This is a genomic window from Kluyvera georgiana, assembly GCF_050990895.1.
In the GTDB taxonomy this organism is placed as follows: domain Bacteria; phylum Pseudomonadota; class Gammaproteobacteria; order Enterobacterales; family Enterobacteriaceae; genus Kluyvera; species Kluyvera georgiana.
On sequence record NZ_CP158865.1, the window covers coordinates 1,877,837 to 1,900,952 of the forward strand.

Below are 23,116 nucleotides of genomic sequence, written 5' to 3' on the forward strand. Positions count from 1 at the left end.
TTGAAGAACCCATAATAAGGAGTCCGTTTATGAGCATTAAGCTTGCAGGTTCAGTCATGGAAAGACGCAGTTCGACGACCGCTGAAATTGACCGACTGTCCACTCATGATATGTTAAATCTTATTAATCAAGAAGATAAGATAATCTCCGACGCTGTTACTTCCTGTCTTGACGAGCTGACTCGTTTGGTCGACCGCGCGGTGGCGACCTTAAGTCACGGTGGTCGGGTCGTGATTGCGGGGGCGGGCGCTTCGGGGCGCAACGCGGTGTTGGCCGCCAATGCGTATGCGCCGGATGAAAAGCATCCGCTGGTGGGGTTGATTGCGGGCGGGGCGCTGGCGATGCTGCACGATATGGGCGAGGCGGCGCAGGACTATAACCGTGGCGTGCTGGATCTCCAGGCCATCGGGTTCACGCAAAAAGACCTGTTGATCGGGCTTTCCGTTCGCGGGAAAACGCCGTGGCTATGGGGCGCGATGCGTCATGCCTGGTCACTGGGGGCGACAAGGGCGCTGATTACCCGCAACGTGCACAGCGAAGCCGCCGAACTCGCCGATATCGTCATTGCGCCGCAAACCGGCGCTGAAGTAGTGGCGGGATATGGCAATCCGAAGGCGATTGCCGCGCAAAATCGTGTGCTCAATATGTTGACCACCGCTTTGGCCGTCCGTACTGGCCGAGTCTATAGCAATATGCGGGTTGATATTCGCGGTAATACCACGCAGATGATGGAGCGGCAAATTGCGATTGTGATGGAGGCGGGCGGCTGCACGCGCGCGGCGGCGAAAGCGGCGCTGGAAAGCTGCGACCATAACTGTAAAACAGCGGTATTGATGGTGCTTACCGGGATGGATGCCTGGAAAGCCCATGAACTGCTGGCGCAGAACAATGGCTTTGTGCGTCTGGCGCTGCAGGAAGCGCCATAGTCTTGATGTTGATAAAAAAGAAAAGCCCGCGTGTGATGCGGGCTTTGTTTTATCGCTGACAGTTTAGAACTGATAGATCATGCCGACGCCAACGATATTATCGGTAGAGATGCCGTTTGCGCTATAGAAGCGGGAATCTTCATCCAGCAGGTTGATTTTGTAGTCAACGTAGCTAGAGAAGTTCTTGTTGAAGGCGTAAGTTGCACCCAGATCGATGTAGTTCACCAGATCCTGGTCGGTCAGGTAAGAACCATGGCTGTTGGTATGAACGCCAACGTCAACGCCGTGGGAATAGACCCACGCCAGGGACGGACGCAGACCAAAGTCGAACTGATACTGCGCGGTCACTTCGAAGTTCTGCGTTTTGTTAGCAATACCAGCGTCGCCAAACGGCGTCATGTTGCGGGTTTCCGCATACATCATCGCCAGATAGATGTTATTAGCATCATATTTTGCGCCGACGGTCCAGACGTCAGCTTTATCGCCACCGGCGCTTACGCTGCCGTTCTTACCGCTACCGTAGCGATTCTCAATACCCGCATAAGCCACCTGATCGTTGGTACGATCGGAAGTGGCATAGGCTGCCCCGATGGTTAATCCCTCTAATTCCGGAACCACATCGGCGAAGTCAAATGTGGTGGACATGCTGTAACCGTCACCGTTCTGGAAGCGGACGTTGTTGTGACCATTTTTGGTCCCTTCCTGGTTATTTGAACCGCTTTCATTCGCACCCTGATACTGCAGGGCAAAGTTCCAGCCTTCGACCAGACCAAAGAAATCACTGTTACGATAGGTTGCGACACCGTTAGCACGGCCAACCATAAAGTTGTCGGTCCAGGTGTAAGAATCACCGCCAAATACCGGCAGCATATCGGTCCAGCCTTCAATGTCGTACACTGAACCGTAGTTACGGCCATAATCGAAGGAACCGTAGTTGGAAAATTTCAAGCCAGCAAACGCCAGGCGGTTAAAGGATTTGTCGCCAGCGCCTTCGGTATCGTTAGCGTAGGTTTTGTATTCCCACTGGCCGTAGCCCGTCAGGTCGTTAGTAATCTGGGTTTCGCCTTTGAAACCGATTTGCACGTAGGTTTCATCGCCGTCATCACCCGCGTTGTCGGAGAAGGTATGACGAGCATCGACCTTGCCGTACAGGTCTACTTTATTTCCATCTTTATTATACATTTCCGCCGCATTTACCGCGCCTGCTATAAATAAAGCAGGAATCAGCAGAGCCAGTGCTTTCATTTTCATTATATTTTCCTTTGCATGATAACGCATGTGAATATATAGAAACACCTCCGGTGTTACGCATTTGGATAATATAGTGGGAGTTCAATTTTCATCACGATATAAATGTAATAAAATTATATTAAATATTTCAAAAGATTTCAGATATAGTAGAATAAATATAATTAAACAACTTGTATTATAAAAATTCATGAAATTCATTGCATTATGTTATTTTTAATTGTTTTGTGGTGTATTTATAAATTAGTTGAATGGTTAGTTTGAGGTGAAGAAAACAAAAAAATCCCGACTGCACTGGCATACAGTCGGGAAGGTCATAAATAAAAAATCTTGATGCATAACAAAAGACTAATAACGGCGATGATAATGACACGGATAAAATGAAAAATAAAGGGTATTTTTATATTTATAAATATAGAGGAAAAGAATGTCTTGATGAAAGGAAATACTATTTTGTATATAAGTGAGTGTTAATTTAAGCGGGGAATAAGACGCGGTATTAAAACTCATCAGTAAAGAAACCGCTGGGTCTGCGGCTTAGCGAGGTGCTTCGTGGCACAAAAAATGGGCACCGCGACAAACTTGCCAGAGATCAAGTCACCGACACTTCGTGGCCTACAGGCCGTACTGAAAGCTTCCTCGTACCGCTTTAATTGTTATAATGTGATTTGCGTCACATCATTACCGTGGCGGCCGTTTGAATGATTTGTGTGATGAGAGTGTTTTTATGGAAGAAAGAATGGACCGCGGCCCAGGAGGCAAGTTGGCGCTGTGGGTCTTTTACGCGTTTTGTGGCTACTTTGTCTGGGCGATGGGCCATTACATATGGGTCATCAGCGATGTACAGACCATTCCGGGGGCGACGATTGACGGTGAAATCGGTTCGACCAGCGGTAAGTGGCTTGGCGCACTGCTGGGTTTTCTGGTCTTGAGCGTTGTCGGTGGGCTGCTCGGCGGGATAGCCTGGTATACGCGCCCTCGTCAGGCAGAGCGGGAAGAACGCTTCTAATATTGCTATGCTGAGGGGCTAATACTCACTCAGGCAATAATAAAATGGATTTAAACGCGTGGCAGCAGGACGTTGAGTTCTGGTTTGAAACACATGAATATAGCGGCGATGCGTCGCATGATATCGCCCATTTCCGCCGCGTCTGGCGCACCGCGCGACAGATAGCGGAAGGGCAGTCGGTCGATTTACTCGTCATCCTGCTGGCCAGCTATTTTCACGATTTGGTCAGTCTGCCAAAGAACCATCCCGATCGCGCGCGTTCTTCGCAGCTGGCGGCGCAGCAAACCCTGGAAATCCTCCAGCGTGATTTTCCTCATTTTCCACCTGAACGTTACGATGCCGTTGCCCATGCGATAGCGGCACACAGTTTTAGCGCGCGCATTCCTCCAGAAACGGCAGAAGCCCGTATCGTGCAAGATGCCGACCGGCTAGAGGCGCTGGGCGCTATCGGGCTGGCGCGCGTGTTTGCCGTCTCGGGTTCGATGAATACGGCGCTGTTCGATGCCGACGATCCCTTCGCCGAACGCCGGACGTTAGATGATAAAGCCTACGCGCTGGACCATTTTCAGACCAAGCTGCTGCGCCTGCCTGCGACGATGCAAACCGAGAAGGGGCGGGAAATAGCGCAACAGAATGCTGATTTTTTGGTGCAATTTATGGCAAAGCTGAGTGCCGAACTGGCGGGCGATCGGCTGTCGCTGGATGAGGATGTACTGCGGCGATTCGCGCCACAAGAATCCAGCAAACTATGATAATCTCACTTTTATTTGCGCTTTCTTTTTCCTTTTCTGTATCTGGTCGAATTTATGCAACAACGAGTCTTATCAAACGAGGTAGCGTTACCCGACGAGCCGGACGCTCAGGCGCTGCTGGAGCATATCCTGGAGATTTACGATCTTAAGACCGTTGTCGCCGAGCTGGTTGCCGTGGGGGAACAGCACTGGAGCCCGGCTATTGTTAAACGTGTCGTCGCCCTGGGGCGCGCCAGTACCCGACTCAGCGAAAACGAGCAGGCGCATCTTGCCGGGTTGCTGCCGAAGCCGCCAGCCCATCATCCGAATTATGCCTTTCGCTTTGTCGATCTTTTTGCCGGTATCGGCGGTATTCGCAACGGCTTTGAAGCGATTGGCGGCCAGTGCGTGTTTACCAGCGAGTGGAACAAACATGCGGTGCGCACCTACAAGGCGAACTGGTACTGCGATCCGCATGAACACCGGTTCAACGCCGACATCCGCGATGTCACGCTGAGTGGGCGCACCGAGGTCAGCGACGCCGAGGCGCAGGCGCATATTCGCCAATGCATTCCGCAGCACGATGTTCTGCTCGCGGGCTTTCCCTGCCAGCCGTTTTCGCTTGCCGGGGTATCGAAAAAAAATGCCCTGGGCCGCGCGCATGGGTTTGCCTGTGATACGCAAGGCACGCTGTTTTTTGACGTGGTGCGAATTATTGACGCACGCAGGCCACCCATCTTTGTGCTGGAGAACGTCAAGAATCTGAAAAGTCACGATGGCGGGAAAACCTTCCGCATTATCATGCAAACCCTGGACGAGCTGGGCTATGAAGTTGCCGATGCTGCGGATATGGGGGCCGATGACCCGAAGATTATCGACGGTCAGCACTTCTTACCGCAGCACCGCGAGCGCATCGTGCTGGTTGGTTTCCGTCGGGATTTAGGCCTGCATGAGGGCTTCACTCTGCGCGATATTCCCGCGCTTTATCCCGCGCGTCGCCCAACCTTTGGCGAATTGCTGGAGCCCAACGTCGATGCCAAATTTATCCTGACGCCGGTGCTGTGGAAGTACCTCTATCGCTATGCGCGCAAGCATCAGGAAAAAGGCAACGGCTTTGGCTATGGGCTGGTTGATCCCACGCGAGCCACCAGCGTGGCGCGTACCTTGTCGGCACGCTATTACAAAGACGGTGCGGAGATCCTTATCGATCGCGGCTGGGATCGCGCACTGGGCGAAAAACATTTCGACGATCCACAGAATCAGCTACGCCGGCCGCGCCGCCTGACACCGCGTGAGTGCGCGCGGCTGATGGGCTTTGAATCGCCGCAGGGCTACCGCTTTCGCATTCCGGTCTCGGATACGCAGGCCTATCGCCAGTTTGGTAACTCGGTGATTGTGCCGGTATTTGCCGCCGTGGCCAGGCTGCTGGAGTCGCGTATTTTGCAAGCCGTACAAAAGCGGGATGCGGAGAAGCAGGATGGCGGACGTTCACGATAAAGCCACGCGCAGCAAAAATATGCGTGCTATCGGTACGCACAATACCGCCATTGAAAAAAGGATGGCGTCCTTGCTCGAACAGCTGGGTTTACGCTGGCAGGCTCAGGATACGCGTCTGCCGGGCCGGCCTGATTTCACGCTCGATGACTATCGCTGCGTCATTTTTACTCACGGCTGTTTCTGGCATCAGCATGATTGCTATTTATTTAAGGTGCCGGCCACGCGAACCGAGTTCTGGCTGGCGAAAATTGGCGCTAATGTCACTCGCGATCGACGAGATATCGGCCTGCTGGTCGAACAGGGCTGGCGGGTATTGGTGGTGTGGGAGTGCGCGCTACGCGGACGAGCGAAGCTAAGCGATAGCGCGCTGTGCGAACGGCTGGAGGAGTGGATCTGCGGCGGCGAAGGCAGCGCGCAGATCGGGATTCAGGGGATCACGAATCTAAACCTGCTTTCTTCGTCGGGCAGGGAGTAGCCGTCGCTTTCGCCGGGAACAGATATTTGCCTAACGTCACCAGCACCACTGCCGCAATGATAATCGCCAGCGCCAGCCACTCGGTCGCAGAGAGATGCTCGCCGTTAAAACCGGTACCTAACAGAACGGCGACCACCGGATTGACGTAAGCGTAGCTGGTTGCCACGGCGGGGGTGACGTTTCGAATCAGATACATATAGGCATTGATGGCGATGATAGAACCGAAAATCGCCAGATAGCCCACCGCCAGGAAACCGTGGAGATCCGGTAACGTCGTCAGGCGTTCACCGCTCAGCAACGAGGCCAGCATCAGCACAATACCGGCGGCTAACATTTCGATCGCGCCCGCCATCATGCCGGTCGGCAGCGTGATACGCGAGCCGTACACCGAACCAAACGCCCAGCTCAGAGAACCAATCAGAATCAGCAGCGCACCCCACGGGTTGCCGCTAAGGTTGCCGCCGCTGTTCAACAGCACGATGCCGGCCAGACCGATGGCGATCCCCAGCCATTCCAGCTTACGGGTGGCGATGCCGAAAAAGCGGCTAAAGCACAGCGTAAACAGCGGCACGGTGGCCACCATCACGGCGGCAATGCCTGAAGGCACGTGCTGATGTTCCGCCACCGTCACCATGCCATTACCCACCGCGAGTAGCAAAACACCAATCAGCGCCGCGTTGAGCAGCGGTCCGCGTGGCGGCAGGCGATGCCCGGTCGCCAGCAGATACATCATCAGTAGCACGCCCGCCGACAGGAAGCGCACGCCCGCCATCGTCAGCGGGGGCCAGCTCGCCACGCCAATGCTAATGGCAAAATAGGTCGACCCCCAGATGATATACAGCGCGAACAGCGCGCCGACCAGCGGTAACAGTTGTTTAATACGCATACTTCCTCACGGCATAATAGCAAGCAGGCTGATAGTAAACGCCAAAACGAGTTCGCTGGCGAGTGCTTTAATTAAGGGGTTGATGTTATTCTTATGTTATAAATATGTATCTCTTACGCCCTGCGCTTTTTTGCTTCATACTTTGTTATCAATAACAAAAGGAAGGATGTTGCTTGTGGCGGGAAGTAGTTTATTAACCTTATTAGATGATATCGCAACCTTACTGGACGATATCTCGATGATGGGCAAACTGGCGGCCAAAAAAACCGCCGGCGTGCTGGGTGATGATTTATCGCTGAACGCACAGCAGGTGTCGGGCGTGCGCGCCAACCGCGAATTGCCGGTGGTATGGAGCGTGGCAAAGGGGTCGCTGCTTAACAAGGTGATTCTGGTTCCGTTGGCGCTACTGATCAGCGCTTTTATTCCCTGGGCGGTCACGCCGCTACTGATGATTGGCGGGGCCTATCTGTGCTTTGAAGGCGTGGAGAAGGTGCTGCATACCCTGCAGGCGCGTAAGCATAAGGGGGATGATGCCGCTCGTCAGCAGCGTCTGGAGGCCATTGCCCAGCAGGATCCGGCTGTCTACGAGCGCGATAAAGTCAAAGGCGCCATTCGTACCGACTTTATTCTGTCGGCGGAAATTGTGGCCATCACGCTGGGTATTGTGGCGCAAGCGCCGTTGCTCAACCAGGTGCTGATTTTATCCGGCATCGCCTTGCTGGTGACCGCGGGGGTCTACGGTCTTGTTGGGGTGATCGTCAAACTGGATGATATGGGCTACTGGCTGGCGGAGAAGCGCAGCGTGCTGGCTCAGGGACTCGGTAAAGGGTTGCTGGTGGTCGCGCCTTGGCTGATGAAAACGCTCTCGGTGGTGGGGACGCTGGCGATGTTTTTGGTGGGCGGCGGTATTGTGGTTCACGGCGTGGCGCCGTTGCACCATGCTATCGAAGGCTTTGCCGGGCAGCAGGCGGCATGGCTAGCCATGGTGCTGCCGACGCTGGCAAACCTGGTGCTGGGTTTTATGATTGGCGCCGTGGTGCTGGCGGGGGTGAATCTCATCGCCAGCCTGCGTAAAAAGCCGGCGTAAATAATCCAATTCCGCTACGCAAAGGGGCCGTGGATAGGCTAAGGTGAAACAGTTTCACCCTGATACCGGAGGCAGTAATGGTCTTTTTGGTCAGTGATGAAGTTCGGCCCAAAAACGGTGGGCCGCGGATGGTGGTAACGGGATATGCTAGCGGTATGGTGGAGTGTCGTTGGTATGATGGTTTCGGCGTCAAACGGGAAGCATTCCGCGAAGATGAGCTGATTCCCGGCCCTACACGCCAGCAGGAAAAGGCATTATAACCGTGTTTACGCCCGGCAATTGCCGGGCGTTTTAGAACCGTTGTTATTGGGTTCTTTGTCGTAGCGATGTGTAATGGAGCAGTATGAATTCTCAGCAGCGCAATAATGGGATGTGGGATGGGTCTGCGAGTGTCAGGAGGCCTATGTGCGTCCCATGACTGCCAGCACGGCGGCTTCGTCAGGATGGTGGGCGCGCCTCACGCGTCGGGTTAGCCCCGAACGTGTCGTCAATATCTGCTTTCTGGTGGTGCTGTTTTTCTCCACGTTGTTGACCTGGCGCGAAACCATTGTGCTGGAGGATGCGTACATCTCCAGCCAGCGCAATAACCTGAAAAACGTCGCCAACGACATGGACGCGCAGTTGCAGTTCAATACTGACCGCTTGCTGTTTTTTCGCAATGGTATGGAGTCGGCGCTGCAGGTTCCACTGGCCTTTGAAGTTCTGCGCACCGCTGAGCAGGAGTTTGAGCGCAAGCGTGCGCTTGCCGACTGGCGGATCTCGCTAAACAACAACCGCACGTTGCCGTTAAACGGCGTCTCGGACGATTTTGTCGAACATACCAATCTCTTGTCGCGCGATAATGCTCTGCTCGGCAACGAGTTCATGGCAACCATTGAGCTTGGCTATCTGCTGCGCCTCTCTGCCATTACGCGTCAGCATCTCTCCCGTTTTGATACTCATATGCTGTACGTTTCGCGCGCCGGATTCTATCTCAGCACCGAACAGGATCAGGGCAACAGCATCACCGAGTACTATTACAAATTGGCCACCAGCCCGTGGTTTATCCAGCAGTCACAGCGGGATAACCCGAATCGCGGCGTGAAATGGAACACCACCTTCAGTCGCGATAAAGTGCCGGTGGCGCAGATGGTGACCGCTTCTGCGCCTCTCGATTACGACCAATACTGGTTCGGCGTGTTGGCCATCCAGCTATCAGTTAATGAGATGACCCAATTCCTGATGCAGTCTGTTGAAGGGGAAGCGGAGGGGGAATATCAGCTCTACGATCGGCGGATGAACCTGATTGCCTCATCCGAAGAGAATCCGCAAAAGCGCACGCAGCTTTCGCAAGAGATCCAGGCACAGCTGGCGTATGCCTACGAGCACGATAACGAGGGCAGCGTTCGCCAGCTTTCCCGCTACATCAGCTGGGAAAAGTTGCGCAATTTCGACGGTGTGCTGTTGCGTATTCATAGCCTGGAGGAAGGGATCCGCGGCGACTTTGGCAGCATCAGTATCGCGCTAACCCTGCTGTGGATACTGTTTACCTCCATGCTGCTTATCTCCTGGGCCGTCATCCGCCGCATGGTACGCAATATGTCGTCGCTGCAGGATTCCTTAGAGTGGCGAGCCTGGCACGATATGCTGACCCGCCTGTATAACCGTGCGGCGCTGTTTGAGCGAGCCGGTAAAGCGCTTGCTGCCAGCCAGCAATTGGGCGCACCGTTGTCGGTGATTCAGTTGGATCTGGACCACTTCAAGCGCATTAACGATCAATATGGTCATCAGGCCGGAGACCGGGTACTGATTCATATTGGCCGGGTGATCCTCAATAAAGTTCGGAAGTCGGATATCGCCGGGCGCGTTGGCGGTGAAGAATTTTGTATCGTGCTGCCGGAAACGTCGCTGGAACAGGCTCTGGTGATTGCTGAGCGTATTCGTGAGAGCATCTATAGTCGGGAAATTCTCATCAGCCGCAATCAAACGCTGCGGGTGAGCGCCTCGTTAGGCGTGTGCAGTAGCGAAGAGCTGCAGCGCTACGATTTCCAACATCTTCAGTCAATCGCCGACCGTCGCCTGTATCAGGCGAAACAGGGCGGCCGTAACCGGGTGTGTGCTGAAGGCTGATTGACGTAGCTGTAGAAGCGAAAATCATAAATTTAGCTTATGGATAAGTATAGTAATAAGAATAATCTCAAAAAATTAACAATAATCCAGGTTATCTGAAATCGCCATCTATATGATTTATCTCGATGTTATTAAAACAAGAAACGACGAATGACTGAGAGGTCATATATATTTACTAGGTGAATAATTCTTGTCATTCCACATAAACAACGATAATGTTTCACCCACGTCAGGTTTCCTGATGTAACGAATATTTCAATGCTTCTTGCTTCGGCAAGGTTGATCCCGACGCAGATGTGTCGGGATTTTTTTGCCGTCAGCGCGTCACTTCGGTCACGCTGAAGTCGTGTACATCCAGCTCGAAGGCTTCCGCCAGTTCACGCCAGGTATGGTATTCACGACCGTCGACGCTCACGTGGTGTGGATCGTTCGACGAACGGTGGATTTCACTTTCGCTGATTTCGTTGATGGCCGCCAGTAGCGCATCGACGTTGATCTGGCGAGGATCGATCGCAGATTTCATCACAGATACCCTTTTTACCGTTCCCTGTATAATTATACATTCGTTGTACGATGCTGCTCATTTTTTGTTCGCTTTTTTACATTGGTGGATATTTAGTCAGTTGGTTTGCGGAGCCGCTGTCAGCACGACCATTTTGTTCTACACTGGGAAAAACCAATCAGGAGAGACGTTTATGCAAGTTAACGATCGTGTGACGGTCAAAACCGATGGGGGGCCGCGTCGCTCCGGTGTGGTGCTGGCCATTGAACAGTTCAATGAAGGGACCATGTATCTGGTCGCGCTGGAAGATTATCCGTTGGGGATATGGTTTTTCAACGAAGTGGGCCATCCTGATGGGATATTTGTTGAAAAAAGCGAATCGTAATCGAGCACCTGGCGGTAGGGCTACCGCCAGTTTCCCTGCCTGGATATCCTAGCGCATATTGACGAAAATGCCCGAGGTGACATTTTCTGCCAGGCGCACAACATGATAGATAACCTGTTTGTTATGCGTTTTTATTTTCTTCTTAATATTACCCTTATGTGACGATACAGTTTTTGCTTTAATATTCATCTGATCGGAAATCTGAATCGTTCCCTGTCCCGACATCCACATTTTCAACATACTTGATTCTGTCCGGCTTAATGACAGAGTAGACATATTAGTCTGCTTTACATCTGATTTTTCTTTTTTCAGATAATTCCCCAGAATGCTATCCAGGGTTTCCGGTTTTATCGATTTGGAACTTATTAGCAGATTACTCCGCACCATCAGGTATTCGTCAAAATGAATATTGGCAATGGCCATAAAAACAATGAACAAAGTCCTGGGATGTTGATTAATGATCTGCTTGATATGCAAGCTACTCTGCACATCGTGGATGAAGCAGTCCTCATTAATAAACACGACAGATGGACGGCGAGCCGCGCAAACTTCAGTAAGTGCTTCTACGCTCTCAACATTGTCAATATCTCGTTTCTTCACTCCACGACTGGCCAGGTATCCGGTTAACCCTAGCCGCGTATAACTGCATAGATCCATAATAATCGTTGACATGGCATACCCTCACTCAATGCGTAACGATAATTAACCCATTACCCTCGAACTTCATCGTCGCAGCGAACCTAATGAAAATAAAAAATTGAGAATGAAGACGATCAGGCGGCATCAACTATCCCGTAAAGTTACGTATAATTTGCCAGGAATCATCTCAAAGTAAAGTAAATGTTAGGTTATGTGAAAGACGTAAAAACAAATAACCCGCGCCAGCGATATGCTGGTAGATGTTTTTGCAAATTTACTTTAGGAATTTCCTCATAATAACCGGGAGGGTACTATGGAGAATTTATACGTGGTAACTCACTGATAATATCGGCTAATAGATCAAATATTTCGCTAAATAAGTGTTCACAGAAGGGGGCCACTAATGGCATTAACGCCGCCATTAGCAGAATGCCGACGGTAAGCGTGATGGGGAAGCCGATGACAAACACCGACAGCTGCGGAGTCATACGGTTAAGCATCCCGAGTGCGAGGTTCACCGTCAGCAGCAGGGTAATGATCGGCAGTGCGAGCATGAGTCCGTTGAGAAAAATCATGCCTCCCGCTCGGGTGAGCGCGAGAAACGCATTGCTGTTAATGGGTTCACCGCCGATAGGCAGCGTGTGGAAAGTATCGACCAGCAGTGAAATCAGCCACAGATGCCCGTTGAAGACCAGGAACAGCAACATGGCTAACATATCCAGAATGCGCGCCAGTATCGGCATATTGAGGTTACTGCCCGGATCGACAAAGGTGGCAAATGACAGACCCATCTGTAGGCCAATAATCTCGCCACAGGTTCGTATGGCGGCAAAGGCAAACTGCATCGTAAAGCCCAGCGCGATGCCAATGAGAATCTGCTGGAGCGCCAGCCACAGCGCGTTAGCGGAAAAGAGCGGGACATCGACCGGCGGCAGCGAGGGCGCAATCACGAAGGTAATGATAATCCCCAACCCCACTTTCACCCGTTTAGGCACAGAACGTTCGCTGAGAATGGGGGCGGTGGCGATCAGCGCCAGCACGCGAAGCAGCGGCCAGAAGTAGAGCCCGAGCCATGAAACCCACTGGTCGCTGGTCATGTGAAGCATAATGCTTAACCGATGATGTAGGGCAGGTTGTTGAACAAGGTGCGTACGTAATCAAGCAGCAGATTCAGCATCCACGGCCCGGCGACGATGATAGCGATAAAAACGGCAATGATTTTTGGAATGAACGAGAGCGTCATTTCGTTAATCTGCGTGGCCGCTTGCAGAATACTGATAATCAGACCGGTGACCAGCGAGACTAAAAGCAGCGGGGCGGCCAGCGCCAGCGCCACTTTCATCGCCTCGGTGCCCATCATCATGACGGATTCAGGGGTCATGGGTACTCCTTAACTGTAAAAACTTTGCGCCAGTGAACCGACCAGTAACTGCCAGCCGTCGACCAATACAAACAGCATCAGCTTAAAGGGCAGGGCAATGGTTGCAGGCGGTACCATCATCATCCCCAGCGCCATCAACACGCTGGCAATGACCAGATCGATAATCAAAAACGGAATGAAAATCGTGAAGCCAATCTGAAAAGCGGTTTTCAGCTCGCTGGTGACGTAGGCGGGCAGCAGAATGCGCATCGGCACGGCTTCCGGGCCTTGAATTGGCGTGCTGTTGGCCAGCCGGGCGAACAGCGCCAGATCGGCCTCACGCGTCTGGCGCAGCATAAACTCACGCAGCGGCTGTGCGCCTTTATCCAACGCCTCCTGCATGGTGATTTTATCTTCGCTAAACGGCTGATAGGCGTCGGTATAAACCTTATCAATGACCGGCGACATGATGAAAAAGGTGAGAAACAGCGCCAGCCCCAGCAGCACTTGGTTAGGCGGTGCGGACGGCGTTCCCAGCGCGCTGCGCAGCAGGCCAAAGACAATGATGATGCGGGTAAAGCTGGTCATCATCAGTAAAATCGCCGGGATAAAGGTCAGCGAGGTGATAAACACCAGCGTCTGTATCGGCAGCGACCAGCTCTGCCCGCCGTTGGCCAGCGGCTGGCTGATTAAACCCGGAAGCTGAGCAAAGGCGGAAGGCGAGAGCAATAACAACCCGCCCAGCGCGAGGGAATAAATACGGCGCATCAGGATCTCCCGGGACGCTTAAGCATGTTTTTCATCAGTGAAGCAAATTCCGGCGCGTTAGCCTGCGGCGGCTGGTTTTCCGGCGGCGCTGGCGGGAGGGTATGGAGCAGCGTGACCTGCTGGGCCGTTACGCCCAGCACCAGCCGCGCATCCTCGACGTTCACAATCACCACTCGTTCGCGCGCCCCTAACGAGGCGCTGGCGCTCACCTTCAGACCGCTGTTGGTGCGGCCCTGAACCGTACCGGGCAGAACGCGTTTAACGATCCACGCGGCGGCCAGAATCAGCACGATAATGCCGAGCAGCGCGCCGCTTACCTGAATCAGCGGCGAAGTCATCGGTTCGTTGGCGTGCGCCACCGTCACCGGCGTGGTGGTATGGTTGGCCGGTGCGGCGTGCGACGGCGTCACAACGGGCGCGGAGTGGGTTGCGCTCATATCAGCGGCTCAGACGGCGCATACGTTCCGATGGCGTAATGATGTCGGTAATGCGAACGCCGTATTTATCGGCAACCACCACTACTTCACCTTGCGCGATCAGATAGCCGTTAATCAGAATATCCAGCGGCTCGCCCGCCAGACCGTCAAGCGCCACCACCGAACCCTGCGTCAGGCGCAGCAGCTCTTTGATGGTCATGCGCGTACGGCCCAGTTCCACGGTCAGCTTGACCGGGATATCCATGATCAGATCGATATCCTGCAACGTACCGCTGACGTCGCCGCCGCCGAGCTGTTGGAAGACCGCATCCGCGGCGCTTTTTCCGGAGGTGGATTTTTGCTCGTTCAGCGCTTCAGCCCACAGATCGTCCACGGATCCGCTGTTGTCATCGGGTGGAGTATTCATATCACTCATTTGGGCTGTTCCTCGTTCAGCGAATTCAAAATCGGGTTGATCAAATGTTCTACGCGCAGCGCATACTGGCCGTTCACGGTACCGTACTGGCTGGTTAACACCGGTACGCCGTCAACGTGGGCAATAATGCGGTCTGGCTTGTCAATCGGCAGAACGTCACCGGGTTTAAGTTTGAGTATTTGTGACAAACGCAGCGAGATATCGGCGAAGTTCGCCACCAGCTTCAGCTCCGAGTGCTGCACCTGACGTACCAGGTTTTCGCGCCAGTTTTGGTCCTCGTGGCGGGAGTTTTCCAGCGGCGGGTTGACCAGCAGTTCGCGCAGCGGTTCAATCATGCTGAACGGTAGGCAAATGTTAAATTCGCCGGTCAGGTTGCCGATTTCCACGTGGAATGGCGTGTTCACCACGATATCGTTTGGTGAGGTGGTGATGTTGGTGAATTTGACCTGCATCTCCGAACGGACGTACTCCACCTCCAGCGGGTTAATCGCTTTCCAGGCATCGCTATAGCCTTCCAGCGCCAGCTTGAGCATACGGTTGATCACTCGCTGCTCGGTGTGGGTGAATTCACGGCCTTCCACTTTGGTAGGAAAACGACCGTCGCCGCCGAACAGGTTGTCCACCGCGATGAACACCAGGCTTGGCGAGAACACCACCAGGCCGGTACCGCGCAGCGGCTTAAGGTGAATCAGGTTGAGGTTGGTTGGCACCGGCAGGTTACGGGCAAACTCGTGGTAAGGCTGAATGCGTATCGCCCCCACGGTAATGTCCGGACTACGGCGCAGCAGGTTAAACAACCCCATACGGAAGTGACGGGCGAAACGCTCGTTAATAATCTCCAGCGCCTGCAGTCGCTCACGGACGACGCGGCGCTGGGTATTGGGGTCGTAGGGGCGAATATCATCTTCGCCCGTGGCGCCCGCCAGCGGTTCACTCGATTTGTCGCTGTCGCCGTTTAACAGCGCATCGATTTCGGCCTGAGAAAGAATACTGTCGCCCATGGCTCTATCGCAGAATAAAGGCAGTGTACAGAACGTCGGTAACGTTCTGTTTCGGCTGACCGGCAATTAACGGCGCGCTCAGCGTCTCTTTAATATCGTTGGCGAGCTGTTTTTTCCCGTCATCCGTTGCCAGTTTCGTCGCGTCCTGACGCGACAGTAGCAGCAGCATGCGGCTGCGTACTTCCGGCAGATAGTCGTTCAGACGGGCGCGATCAGCTTCGGTCTTCATGCGCAGCGTGATGCCCACGTACAGCACGCGATCGGCATCGCCCAGGTTGACGGTGAAGGTATCCAACGGGAAAAAGACCGGTGCGGCCGGCGGCGGCGCTTCTTTCGGCGCGGCGGGGGCGTTCTGATGCTCAATGCGCCAGTAGCTGTAACCTGCTGTGGCGCAGGCGGCGAGCGTTACCAGCACCAAAAGTGGGATCCAGAGCGAGCGTTTGCTCTTTTTATTGATAGCGGTGTCAGTCATCTGATGCGGTCTTCCTTTTTACTACTGCTTATCCAATGATTATCCCGCCTCCCGCGCCGGTCAAAGCGTGGAAAAGACGGGAATAATCGTGTTACCTCTGGCGTTTAAGCGAAGATATCTACCGCGTTATCGCCGCGAGAGGCGGCGTGCAGGGCGGCAGGGACGGCCAGTACTTCGCCATCGTCTTGCGCATCGCCTGCATTGGCATCAGCGCGCGAGGCGAAAGACTGCTGGGAAGAGGGCTGCTGATGCTGACCCGCAAAGCCATCGCTGCTGATGTTGCTCTGCCCCAACTGAATACCGTTATCTTCCAGCTGGCTGCGTAGCACCGGCAGGGCGGCTTCCAGTGCAGCGCGCACGTGGCTGTGCGGCGAGGCCATCTGGATCTGCGCGAGGTTATCTTCCACCTTCAGCGTAATGTGTACCTGGCCTAACGACTCTGGGTGCAGGCGCAGTTCGGCAGTTTGCTGACCCTGACGGGTAAACAGCGTGATGTGCTGGCTGACGTTCTGCTGCCAGTCCGGAGTACCAAGCTGGGCATGAACGTTGGCGCTGACGGCCGCCGGGGCGGCCAGTGAACTGCTGCTCTGCGGGGACATCGCTGACAACGTTGCCGTTGGCGCGGTCGGGCTTGGCGTGCTCTCCATTTCGGCCTTTTGCGCGGGGATCGCGAAAGCGGCGTCGGCCGACAGCGCCCGGGCATCGGTATGCGGCTGTGACGCCGGAGTGCCTTTCACATCGATAAAACTCTCGGCTTTCGCATCGCCACGTTTGAGCGGCGTGCTTAACGCGTTCAGCGTATCGCTGGCGGCGCCCGTGGTTGAATGCGCGGCGTTCTGCAAGGGCTGCAACGGTGCGGGCAGCATGGCCATCAACGCATTCAGGCTGCTCAGTTCGTCGTCGCTCAGTTTATCCTCGTCGGCGTCACGCTCTTTGCCGCTGACCTTATCTTTACCCGACGACAGCTCGCCTTTGAGGTGTGCCGCCAGCGAACTGAGCAGCGTTTGCGCGTCGCTTTGCTCGGTGATATCCGCCGCTTCACCCAGTTCAACGGTGGAGCGCGTGGCTTCTTGCTGTACCAGCCATTCGGTGATGGATTGACCTTTAACTTTGGCATCGCGTAACGATGCCGCCTCCTCGCCAGACAACAACGCGGTTTTGCCCGCGCTTGCTCCCTCGGCGGTTTGGGTTAATGCGCCGGCCAGCAGAGCCAGAAAATCCTCGGCGCCGCCTGCGGTTTTGGCTGCGGTATCGGCCGTCGCGAGGCTTGTATCGCTGATGGCCAGGTTAGGCAGAGTGATCATTCTGGTTTCCTCATGGTTGCACGCTGGGCAAATTCATCCATCTTCTTCTGATCCAGACGGTTTTCCGCCAGCAGCTCCGCAGAGGCCTGCCGGTCTTGTAACGTTTGCCATGCCTGCAAACGCTGTTTTTTCTCACGCCAGAAGTTCAGCGCCTGTTCGACTTTGTTGTTCCACTGGATAAGCTGTTGACGGTGCTGGTCAATCGCTTTCTCCAGCGTCTGAATGAACTGCTGGTAGTTTTGCCAGCGCAGGCTCGCAATCCCCTGCGTCATGTCATTATTCAGGCTGTTCTGGTATTCAAGCTGATAGTCCATCAACATTTTGAGTTGTTCTTCCGCCTGCTGGCAGCCGCGTCGCATCTCGCCCAACACCAGGGCGGCGTTATCGACATCGGTTTCTGCCAGTTCTTTGAGCGTTGCTAATGCACCGTGCTGCGCCATATTGGTGATCCTCTTGCTTCACTATGACGTTGGGAAAATCAATTCCAGCGCCTGGATTGATGATTCCCAGTCTGCTTTTTCAAGAATGCCTTGCTGTAAAAATGCTTCCAGGTGCGGCCAGAGCGTGATGGCTTTGTCCAGCATCGGATCGCTACCTTTGGCGTACGCGCCGACGCTAATCAGGTCGCGGTTACGCTGAAAACTGGAGAGCAGCTGTTTAAAATTGCGCACTCGCGCGTAGTGTTGCTCGCTAATCAGCGCGGTCATCGCGCGGCTGATGGAGGCTTCAATATCAATTGCCGGGTAGTGACCGGCCTCGGCCAGCCGTCGCGACAGGACGATATGGCCATCGAGAATGGCGCGCGCGGAGTCGGCGATCGGATCCTGCTGATCGTCGCCCTCGGTTAACACAGTATAAAACGCGGTGATCGAGCCGCCGCCGCTGATGCCGTTCCCGGCGCGTTCAACCAGCGCGGGCAGCTTGGCAAAGACCGAAGGCGGGTAGCCTTTGGTGGCCGGCGGTTCGCCTATCGCCAGGGCAATTTCGCGCTGCGCCATTGCGTAGCGGGTCAGTGAGTCCATGATCAGCAGCACATGCTGGCCGCGATCGCGGAAGTCTTCCGCCACGCGGGTCGCGTAGGCCGCCCCCTGCATGCGCAGCAGGGGAGAGACGTCGGCGGGCGCGGCAATCACTACGGAACGCGCCCGGCCTTCGGTGCCGAGAATGTTCTCGATAAAATCTTTCACCTCGCGACCGCGCTCGCCGATAAGGCCGACGACGATGACATCGGCGCGGGTGTAGCGCGCCATCATGCCGAGCAGCACGCTTTTACCGACGCCGGAACCGGCGAACAACCCCATACGCTGGCCGCGGCCAACGGTCAGCAGGGCATTAATGGGCCGCACGCCGGTATCCAGCACGTGTTCAATCGGCGTGCGCTGGAGCGGGTTGAAGGGCGGAGTGATCAGCGCGCCGGTTTCGGTAGTATCCGGCGCGGGCAGGCCGTCGAGCGGTTTGCCGCTGCCGTCGAGCACGCGGCCGAGCAGCGCCGGGCCAAGCGGGAGCTGTTTGCCGCTTTGCAATCCGTCTCCGATGCTGCTGCGGGCATAAACCCGTGCGCCGGGTAAAATGCCTTCAACCTCTTCGAGCGGCATTAAAAACAGGCGCTGACCGTTGAAGCCGACCACTTCGGCTTCCACTTCCTGCATCTCAGTACCCTGTTGACGCTCAATAATGCAGGTTGCACCGAGCGGTAGCTGCAGACCGGTGGCTTCCAGCACCAGGCCGGTAGCGCGGGTCAGGCGGCCATAGCGGCGCACGGCGGGAAGCTGGGCAATGCGGGCTTCAAAGTTGTCGAGCGTGTTCAGCCAGCGGGTTAGACGCACGGTCATCAGCAGGCTCCCGGTGCCGCCAGGCGGCACAGTTCCTGCCAGCGCGTTGCCACGCTGGCATCGAGATCGCCCTCATCGGCGGAAACTTTACAGCCGCCGGGGTGCAGCGTTGGGTCGCCGCGCAGTCGCCAGCCGTGAAGGTTCAGCGTGGCGCCCAGCATCTCCTCGACGCGCGGCAAATCTTCCGGGCTAACCCGCAGCTGCGGCTTGCCGCTGAACAGCGGTTCTTGCTGCAGCAGGGATTGAATCTGTTTAATCAGCGCGGTGTTATCGACCACCGGCATCTGGCCGACAATCTGTCGCGCCGCTTCCAGCGCCATCTGCATCAGACGTGAGGCGATCACGCTGTCGAGGGTATCCAGGGTGTGCTGAAATTCGCTCGCCAACTGCTGCATTCGGGCATGGATAGGGGCCTGATCCTGTTTGGCCTGTGCCAGACCCTGTTCGAGCCCCTGCGCCAGCCCTTCCTGATAGCCCTGTTGTTGACCGGCGGCGTGGCCTTCACGCAGCCCGGCCTGATACCCCTGTTCATGTGCCTGGATCTGCAGCTGAGCCAGCTGCTGTTGTTGCAGCTGCTCGGCAGAAATTTCCTCCTGCTCGGCGTCGGGTTCGTCGAGGGTGAGGGGAGTAAACTCCACCTCCATCGGCGGCGAGAGATCGTCAGGCTGCCAGACTTTCCACGGCGTGGTATCAGACATAGGTGTCGTCTCCGCTGCCAATCACCATCTCGCCGGTTTCGGCCAGACGACGCACAATAAGCAGAATGGCTTTCTGTTCGTTCTCGACCTGCGACAAACGTACCGGGCCGCGGTTGGCCAGGTCGTCGCGCAGAATGTCGGCTGCACGCTGGGACATATTGCGCAGGAACTTCTCGCGCAGCGGCGGCTCGGAGCCTTTGAGGGCAATGAGCAGCGATTCGGAGTCCACTTCCTGCAGCAGGCGCTGGATGCTGCGATCGTCGACCTCGACCAGGTTTTCGAACAGGAACATTTCGTCGATAATTTTCTGCGCCAGCTCGCCGTCGAATTCGCGTACCGCGGTAATAACCGCTTCTTCCTGCTGCGTTTTCATCAGGTTGATAATTTCTGCCGCCGTTCTCACGCCGCCCATTTTGCTGCGCTTGAGGTTCTGGCCGTCGAGCAGGCCGTTCAGCACCTCAGTCAGTTCCGCCAGCGCCGCCGGCTGCACGCCGCCAAAGGTGGCGATACGCAGCATGACGTCGTGACGCAGACGTTCGTCGAACAGCGCCAGAATATCGGCGGCCTGGCCGCGTTTGAGGTGGACCAGTATGGTGGCGATGATCTGCGGATGCTCGTCGCGGATAATATCGGCGGCGCTCTGCGGCTCCATAAAGTTGAGCGTTTCGATCCCGCTGGTGGTTTCGCGGGTTTCGAGAATGTCCTCCAGCAGGCTGGAAGCTCGCTCTTCACCCAGCGCTTTAATCAGTACCGAACGCAGATATTCATTGGCGTTAACGCTCAGCGCCGCGAACTGCTCGGCCTCTTGCTCAAACTCGGCCAGCACGTCGGTCAGCTGTTTATTCGAAATCTGCTTGATACCCGCCATGGCGGTACTGAGCTGCTGCACTTCACGGGTGCTGAGGTGTTTAAACACCTCGGCGGCGCGATCTTCGCCAATCGTCATCAGCAAAATGACGCTTTTGTCGATTCCGGTAAGATTACTCATGGTCGTTATTCATCCATTGGCGAATGACCAGCGCCACGACGCGCGGATCGTTATCAGACATCTCGCGAATACGCTGGCTCATCACCTCGGCGCTCAGGCGCTGGTTAGCACGGCGTTGCTGGGTCTGTTCATCTTTGCTGAGGCGAACCTCAACGGCTTCCTGAATTTCCTGCTGTGCTTTCGCTTTCTCCACCTCAGCCAGGGCGACCTGTTCGCGGCGGGCAAGCTGCGGCTTAATCGCTTTACGCCACAGCAGCCAGGCGACAATCAGCACCAGCAGCCAGCGACCGGCGGACATCAGCTGCTCGATAAACGACTGTTGTTTCCAGAACGGCAGTTCGCCGCCGCTGTCATCGCTGCTGTTAAACGGTGAGTTGACCACGTTCAGGGTATCGCCACGCTGGCTGGAGAAGCCCATCGCCTCGCGGGTTAAATCTTCAATCTGTTTCATCTGATCGCTGGTCAGCGGCAGCGGTTTACCGTCTGGCAGATTGCGATAGTTGACCACCACGGCGACAGACAGACGCTGAACGTCGCCAACGTTCTTTTTGGTGTGCGAAATGGTGCGATCGAGCTCGAAGTTGCTGGTTTCGCTACGCTGGGTATTGCGCGGACCGGTGGTGGTGGCCGTGCGGGTATTGGCGTTCTGCGCGTTGGCCTGATTTGCCGGTGGGTTGGCAATCGGCGCCGACGGTGCCGGGGCTGGGGTGTTAGACAGCGCGCCCGGAACACCGCCCGGATACGGGCTACCGACCTGGTCGTTTTCGCTAACCTGACGCGAACGAATGGCGGCCTGGTTAGGATCGCCATTCGGACGATACTGTTCGTCGGTTTGCTCTTTATTATCGAAGTTCACCTGCGCGGTGACCTGCGCATGCACGTTACCGTTACCGACGATCGGCCCAAGTATCGCTTCAATACGGCGCTGAACGCGGCCTTCAACGTCGGCGGTGTATTTCAGCTGCGCGTCGTTCAGGTCGCGAGCGCTGGTATTGGACTGGGTCAGCAGATGGCCGCCCTGATCGACCACGGTGACGTTGCCCGACGGTAAACCCGCGACGGCGCTGGAGACCAGATGGACCACCGCGGAGATTTGTCCTTCATCAAGCGCGCGTCCCGGTTCGAGATTGACCGTAATGGAGGCCGAGGGGGATTTCTGCTCGCGTACGAACAGCGAAGGTTTTGGCATCGCCAAGTGCACGCGGGCGCTTTTGACCGGACCGAGGGTTTCGATGGTACGAGACAGTTCACCTTCCAGCGCGCGCTGGTAGTTCACCTGCTCGCTGAACTGGCTGATACCGAATTTTTCCTGATCGAGCAGCTCAAAGCCTACCGCTCCGCCTTTCGGCAGGCCGAGCTGGGCCAAACGCAGGCGCAGTTCATGCACTTTGTCGGCGGGGACTTCCAGCGCGCCGCCGTTATCGGCGAAGCGATAGGGGACGTTCATCTGGGTCAGCTGGGTCACGATGGCCCCCCCGTCCTGATCGGACAGGTTGCTGAACAACGTGCGATAGTCCGGGGATTTGGCCCACAGCACCATCGCCACGAGAATAGCCACCGCAGCGGCACCGGCCACCATCAGTGGAATTTTTGGATTAGCGCGCAGGCGATTGACCCATTCTACAGTTTTATTTTGTGGCGTAGCCGTAGCACTCGCGCTCATTGCGCACCTCGTCGTTCCTGATCAATGGCGTTAAACGTAAACGAAAACAAAGCAGACTCCCTGGCGCAAAACACATAAAGACAGCGATGCCATTATTTGATGCTTCGGGAAATTCGATGGGCCAAATAACCCGTTTTTATAGTGCTATTTAGCGCCTTTATCTTATTGACAAACTGGTAAGCTCGTTCCCAGGTTAAACACAATCTGGGAGTCAACATGGCGATTCAGGGTATTGAGGGCGTGCTGTCGCAGATGCAGGCAACGGCATCACTGGCGCGCGGTCAAAGCGTGGATACACAGCCAACCATCAGCTTTGCCGGGCAGCTGCACGCGGCGCTCGACCGTATCAGCGATACGCAAAACAGCGCCAAAGCGCAGGCGGAGAAGTTCTCATTAGGTGAACCGGGAATCGCGTTGAACGATGTGATGACCGATCTGCAAAAAGCGTCCGTTTCGCTGCAGATGGGAATTCAGGTGCGTAATAAACTGGTGGGTGCGTATCAGGAAGTGATGGGGATGCAGGTCTAGCTTCCGTTGCTCTCTCAATTGGGTTTAACGTTGGGAGAGTCCTGCCATTCGTCTTTTCCACTCCGGCGCCTCCCACGCTTCATTGCATTCGTTCAGATTACCCTCAGCCCACCGTCTTTTCCGTGAAACCCCCGCAGGTTTAACGCTATAATGTTT

General features: G+C 55.3%; 27 protein-coding genes. 10 read left to right on the forward strand and 17 right to left on the reverse strand.

From position 1 onward, the window contains the following. The first annotated feature begins 29 nt into the window (after positions 1-29). Positions 30-926, forward strand: coding sequence for an N-acetylmuramic acid 6-phosphate etherase (locus ABTW00_RS08865; RefSeq protein WP_065358375.1), 897 nt, complete (start codon positions 30-32; stop codon positions 924-926). A 63-nt stretch (positions 927-989) separates the two neighbouring features. On the opposite strand, the gene ompC is transcribed toward ABTW00_RS08865, so the two are convergent. Further along, a complete protein-coding gene (gene ompC, locus ABTW00_RS08870) occupies positions 990-2,177 on the reverse strand; it encodes a porin OmpC (protein WP_433640252.1) in 1,188 nt (395 codons plus the stop codon). Between the two features lie 724 nt (positions 2,178-2,901). Here ompC and drpB point away from each other — a divergent pair. The 4 genes from drpB to ABTW00_RS08890 are packed head-to-tail and all read left to right on the forward strand — an operon-like array spanning position 2,902 to position 5,886. Next, positions 2,902-3,183 carry a cell division protein DrpB gene (drpB, locus tag ABTW00_RS08875; RefSeq protein ID WP_433640254.1) on the forward strand — a complete coding sequence of 94 codons (282 nt, stop codon included), beginning with the start codon at positions 2,902-2,904 and terminating at the stop codon, positions 3,181-3,183. A 44-nt stretch (positions 3,184-3,227) separates the two neighbouring features. Beyond that, positions 3,228-3,935 carry a phosphohydrolase gene (locus ABTW00_RS08880; RefSeq protein ID WP_064544506.1) on the forward strand — a complete coding sequence of 236 codons (708 nt, stop codon included), beginning with the start codon at positions 3,228-3,230 and terminating at the stop codon, positions 3,933-3,935. A 54-nt stretch (positions 3,936-3,989) separates the two neighbouring features. Beyond that, a complete protein-coding gene (locus ABTW00_RS08885; protein ID WP_433640256.1) occupies positions 3,990-5,411 on the forward strand; it encodes a DNA cytosine methyltransferase in 1,422 nt (473 codons plus the stop codon). Next, positions 5,392-5,886, forward strand: a complete 495-nt coding sequence (locus ABTW00_RS08890) for a very short patch repair endonuclease (RefSeq protein WP_064544508.1) — start codon at positions 5,392-5,394, stop codon at positions 5,884-5,886. Before ABTW00_RS08885 ends, ABTW00_RS08890 begins: the two co-directional genes overlap by 20 nt. Here ABTW00_RS08890 and yedA read toward each other — a convergent pair. Beyond that, entirely contained in the window at positions 5,846-6,772 is a 927-nt protein-coding gene (gene yedA / locus ABTW00_RS08895) for a drug/metabolite exporter YedA (protein WP_433640259.1), read from the reverse strand. The genes ABTW00_RS08890 and yedA overlap by 41 nt on opposite strands. Before the next feature lie 169 nt (positions 6,773-6,941). Here yedA and ABTW00_RS08900 point away from each other — a divergent pair, with 169 nt between their 5' ends. The 3 genes from ABTW00_RS08900 to dgcQ all read left to right on the forward strand — a co-directional run bounded on the left by ABTW00_RS08900 (position 6,942) and on the right by dgcQ (position 9,968). After that, on the forward strand, positions 6,942-7,859 hold the full coding sequence (locus ABTW00_RS08900; protein ID WP_433640979.1) for a DUF808 family protein: 918 nt from the start codon (positions 6,942-6,944) through the stop codon (positions 7,857-7,859). Between the two features lie 77 nt (positions 7,860-7,936). Further along, the gene (locus ABTW00_RS08905) at positions 7,937-8,119 is read left to right on the forward strand and encodes a YodC family protein (protein WP_065357802.1); all 183 of its coding nucleotides are present in this window, start codon (positions 7,937-7,939) and stop codon (positions 8,117-8,119) included. 154 nt (positions 8,120-8,273) lie between these two features. After that, positions 8,274-9,968, forward strand: coding sequence for a cellulose biosynthesis regulator diguanylate cyclase DgcQ (dgcQ, locus tag ABTW00_RS08910; RefSeq protein ID WP_433640981.1), 1,695 nt, complete (start codon positions 8,274-8,276; stop codon positions 9,966-9,968). 316 nt (positions 9,969-10,284) lie between these two features. On the opposite strand, the gene ABTW00_RS08915 is transcribed toward dgcQ, so the two are convergent. Then, positions 10,285-10,491 (reverse strand): YodD family protein, encoded by a 207-nt coding sequence (locus ABTW00_RS08915; RefSeq protein WP_433640261.1) that lies wholly within the window; start codon positions 10,489-10,491, stop codon positions 10,285-10,287. A gap of 172 nt (positions 10,492-10,663) precedes the next feature. Here ABTW00_RS08915 and dsrB point away from each other — a divergent pair, with 172 nt between their 5' ends. Next, positions 10,664-10,855 carry a protein DsrB gene (gene dsrB / locus ABTW00_RS08920; RefSeq protein ID WP_064544524.1) on the forward strand — a complete coding sequence of 64 codons (192 nt, stop codon included), beginning with the start codon at positions 10,664-10,666 and terminating at the stop codon, positions 10,853-10,855. A 48-nt stretch (positions 10,856-10,903) separates the two neighbouring features. On the opposite strand, the gene rcsA is transcribed toward dsrB, so the two are convergent. The 14 genes from rcsA to fliF form a co-directional block, all read right to left on the reverse strand. Continuing rightward, positions 10,904-11,527 carry a transcriptional regulator RcsA gene (rcsA, locus tag ABTW00_RS08925; RefSeq protein ID WP_064544525.1) on the reverse strand — a complete coding sequence of 208 codons (624 nt, stop codon included), beginning with the start codon at positions 11,525-11,527 and terminating at the stop codon, positions 10,904-10,906. 278 nt (positions 11,528-11,805) lie between these two features. Beyond that, positions 11,806-12,600 (reverse strand): flagellar biosynthetic protein FliR, encoded by a 795-nt coding sequence (gene fliR / locus ABTW00_RS08930; RefSeq protein WP_064544526.1) that lies wholly within the window; start codon positions 12,598-12,600, stop codon positions 11,806-11,808. 5 nt (positions 12,601-12,605) lie between these two features. Further along, positions 12,606-12,875, reverse strand: a complete 270-nt coding sequence (fliQ, locus tag ABTW00_RS08935) for a flagellar biosynthesis protein FliQ (RefSeq protein WP_035896987.1) — start codon at positions 12,873-12,875, stop codon at positions 12,606-12,608. A 9-nt stretch (positions 12,876-12,884) separates the two neighbouring features. Beyond that, entirely contained in the window at positions 12,885-13,622 is a 738-nt protein-coding gene (gene fliP / locus ABTW00_RS08940) for a flagellar type III secretion system pore protein FliP (protein ID WP_064544528.1), read from the reverse strand. Continuing rightward, positions 13,622-13,960: a flagellar biosynthetic protein FliO gene (gene fliO, locus ABTW00_RS08945; protein WP_064544582.1), complete on the reverse strand. Its 339-nt coding sequence runs from the start codon at positions 13,958-13,960 to the stop codon at positions 13,622-13,624. The genes fliP and fliO overlap by 1 nt, the downstream gene beginning before the upstream one ends. A 100-nt stretch (positions 13,961-14,060) precedes the next feature. After that, positions 14,061-14,474: a flagellar motor switch protein FliN gene (gene fliN, locus ABTW00_RS08950; RefSeq protein WP_064544530.1), complete on the reverse strand. Its 414-nt coding sequence runs from the start codon at positions 14,472-14,474 to the stop codon at positions 14,061-14,063. After that, positions 14,471-15,475, reverse strand: coding sequence for a flagellar motor switch protein FliM (gene fliM / locus ABTW00_RS08955; RefSeq protein WP_433640266.1), 1,005 nt, complete (start codon positions 15,473-15,475; stop codon positions 14,471-14,473). The genes fliN and fliM overlap by 4 nt, the downstream gene beginning before the upstream one ends. Before the next feature lie 4 nt (positions 15,476-15,479). Next, entirely contained in the window at positions 15,480-15,947 is a 468-nt protein-coding gene (fliL, locus tag ABTW00_RS08960; protein WP_065357806.1) for a flagellar basal body-associated protein FliL, read from the reverse strand. A 104-nt stretch (positions 15,948-16,051) separates the two neighbouring features. Further along, complete coding sequence (locus tag ABTW00_RS08965; protein WP_433640268.1) at positions 16,052-17,251, reverse strand: flagellar hook-length control protein FliK; 1,200 nt, start codon at positions 17,249-17,251, stop codon at positions 16,052-16,054. Continuing rightward, positions 17,248-17,691, reverse strand: coding sequence for a flagellar export protein FliJ (gene fliJ, locus ABTW00_RS08970; RefSeq protein ID WP_064544537.1), 444 nt, complete (start codon positions 17,689-17,691; stop codon positions 17,248-17,250). Before fliJ ends, ABTW00_RS08965 begins: the two co-directional genes overlap by 4 nt. Positions 17,692-17,712: 21 nt before the next feature. After that, positions 17,713-19,083, reverse strand: a complete 1,371-nt coding sequence (fliI, locus tag ABTW00_RS08975) for a flagellar protein export ATPase FliI (protein ID WP_271447387.1) — start codon at positions 19,081-19,083, stop codon at positions 17,713-17,715. Then, complete coding sequence (gene fliH / locus ABTW00_RS08980; RefSeq protein WP_433640271.1) at positions 19,083-19,781, reverse strand: flagellar assembly protein FliH; 699 nt, start codon at positions 19,779-19,781, stop codon at positions 19,083-19,085. The genes fliI and fliH overlap by 1 nt, the downstream gene beginning before the upstream one ends. Next, on the reverse strand, positions 19,774-20,769 hold the full coding sequence (gene fliG / locus ABTW00_RS08985; RefSeq protein ID WP_064544539.1) for a flagellar motor switch protein FliG: 996 nt from the start codon (positions 20,767-20,769) through the stop codon (positions 19,774-19,776). The genes fliH and fliG overlap by 8 nt, the downstream gene beginning before the upstream one ends. Then, a complete protein-coding gene (gene fliF / locus ABTW00_RS08990; protein WP_433640273.1) occupies positions 20,762-22,432 on the reverse strand; it encodes a flagellar basal-body MS-ring/collar protein FliF in 1,671 nt (556 codons plus the stop codon). Before fliF ends, fliG begins: the two co-directional genes overlap by 8 nt. Positions 22,433-22,648: 216 nt before the next feature. Between fliF and fliE the strand changes: the two genes are divergently transcribed. Next, positions 22,649-22,960: a flagellar hook-basal body complex protein FliE gene (gene fliE / locus ABTW00_RS08995; RefSeq protein ID WP_433640275.1), complete on the forward strand. Its 312-nt coding sequence runs from the start codon at positions 22,649-22,651 to the stop codon at positions 22,958-22,960. Positions 22,961-23,116 lie beyond the last annotated feature (156 nt).

Coding starts and splice junctions, on each gene's coding strand:
- rcsA (WP_064544525.1), bottom strand. CDS start 11,527: ATGTCAACGATTATTATGGATCTATGCAGTTATACGCGGCTAGGGTTA.
- fliJ (WP_064544537.1), bottom strand. CDS start 17,691: ATGGCGCAGCACGGTGCATTAGCAACGCTCAAAGAACTGGCAGAAACC.
- ABTW00_RS08905 (WP_065357802.1), top strand. CDS start 7,937: ATGGTCTTTTTGGTCAGTGATGAAGTTCGGCCCAAAAACGGTGGGCCG.
- ompC (WP_433640252.1), bottom strand. CDS start 2,177: ATGAAAATGAAAGCACTGGCTCTGCTGATTCCTGCTTTATTTATAGCA.
- fliM (WP_433640266.1), bottom strand. CDS start 15,475: ATGGGCGACAGTATTCTTTCTCAGGCCGAAATCGATGCGCTGTTAAAC.
- ABTW00_RS08885 (WP_433640256.1), top strand. CDS start 3,990: ATGCAACAACGAGTCTTATCAAACGAGGTAGCGTTACCCGACGAGCCG.
- fliN (WP_064544530.1), bottom strand. CDS start 14,474: ATGAGTGATATGAATACTCCACCCGATGACAACAGCGGATCCGTGGAC.
- ABTW00_RS08915 (WP_433640261.1), bottom strand. CDS start 10,491: ATGAAATCTGCGATCGATCCTCGCCAGATCAACGTCGATGCGCTACTG.
- fliI (WP_271447387.1), bottom strand. CDS start 19,083: ATGACCGTGCGTCTAACCCGCTGGCTGAACACGCTCGACAACTTTGAA.
- ABTW00_RS08890 (WP_064544508.1), top strand. CDS start 5,392: ATGGCGGACGTTCACGATAAAGCCACGCGCAGCAAAAATATGCGTGCT.
- drpB (WP_433640254.1), top strand. CDS start 2,902: ATGGAAGAAAGAATGGACCGCGGCCCAGGAGGCAAGTTGGCGCTGTGG.
- ABTW00_RS08880 (WP_064544506.1), top strand. CDS start 3,228: ATGGATTTAAACGCGTGGCAGCAGGACGTTGAGTTCTGGTTTGAAACA.
- fliO (WP_064544582.1), bottom strand. CDS start 13,960: ATGACTTCGCCGCTGATTCAGGTAAGCGGCGCGCTGCTCGGCATTATC.
- fliP (WP_064544528.1), bottom strand. CDS start 13,622: ATGCGCCGTATTTATTCCCTCGCGCTGGGCGGGTTGTTATTGCTCTCG.
- fliL (WP_065357806.1), bottom strand. CDS start 15,947: ATGACTGACACCGCTATCAATAAAAAGAGCAAACGCTCGCTCTGGATC.
- fliG (WP_064544539.1), bottom strand. CDS start 20,769: ATGAGTAATCTTACCGGAATCGACAAAAGCGTCATTTTGCTGATGACG.
- ABTW00_RS08865 (WP_065358375.1), top strand. CDS start 30: ATGAGCATTAAGCTTGCAGGTTCAGTCATGGAAAGACGCAGTTCGACG.
- dsrB (WP_064544524.1), top strand. CDS start 10,664: ATGCAAGTTAACGATCGTGTGACGGTCAAAACCGATGGGGGGCCGCGT.
- fliF (WP_433640273.1), bottom strand. CDS start 22,432: ATGAGCGCGAGTGCTACGGCTACGCCACAAAATAAAACTGTAGAATGG.
- yedA (WP_433640259.1), bottom strand. CDS start 6,772: ATGCGTATTAAACAACTGTTACCGCTGGTCGGCGCGCTGTTCGCGCTG.
- dgcQ (WP_433640981.1), top strand. CDS start 8,274: ATGACTGCCAGCACGGCGGCTTCGTCAGGATGGTGGGCGCGCCTCACG.
- fliH (WP_433640271.1), bottom strand. CDS start 19,781: ATGTCTGATACCACGCCGTGGAAAGTCTGGCAGCCTGACGATCTCTCG.
- fliE (WP_433640275.1), top strand. CDS start 22,649: ATGGCGATTCAGGGTATTGAGGGCGTGCTGTCGCAGATGCAGGCAACG.
- fliR (WP_064544526.1), bottom strand. CDS start 12,600: ATGCTTCACATGACCAGCGACCAGTGGGTTTCATGGCTCGGGCTCTAC.
- ABTW00_RS08965 (WP_433640268.1), bottom strand. CDS start 17,251: ATGATCACTCTGCCTAACCTGGCCATCAGCGATACAAGCCTCGCGACG.
- fliQ (WP_035896987.1), bottom strand. CDS start 12,875: ATGACCCCTGAATCCGTCATGATGATGGGCACCGAGGCGATGAAAGTG.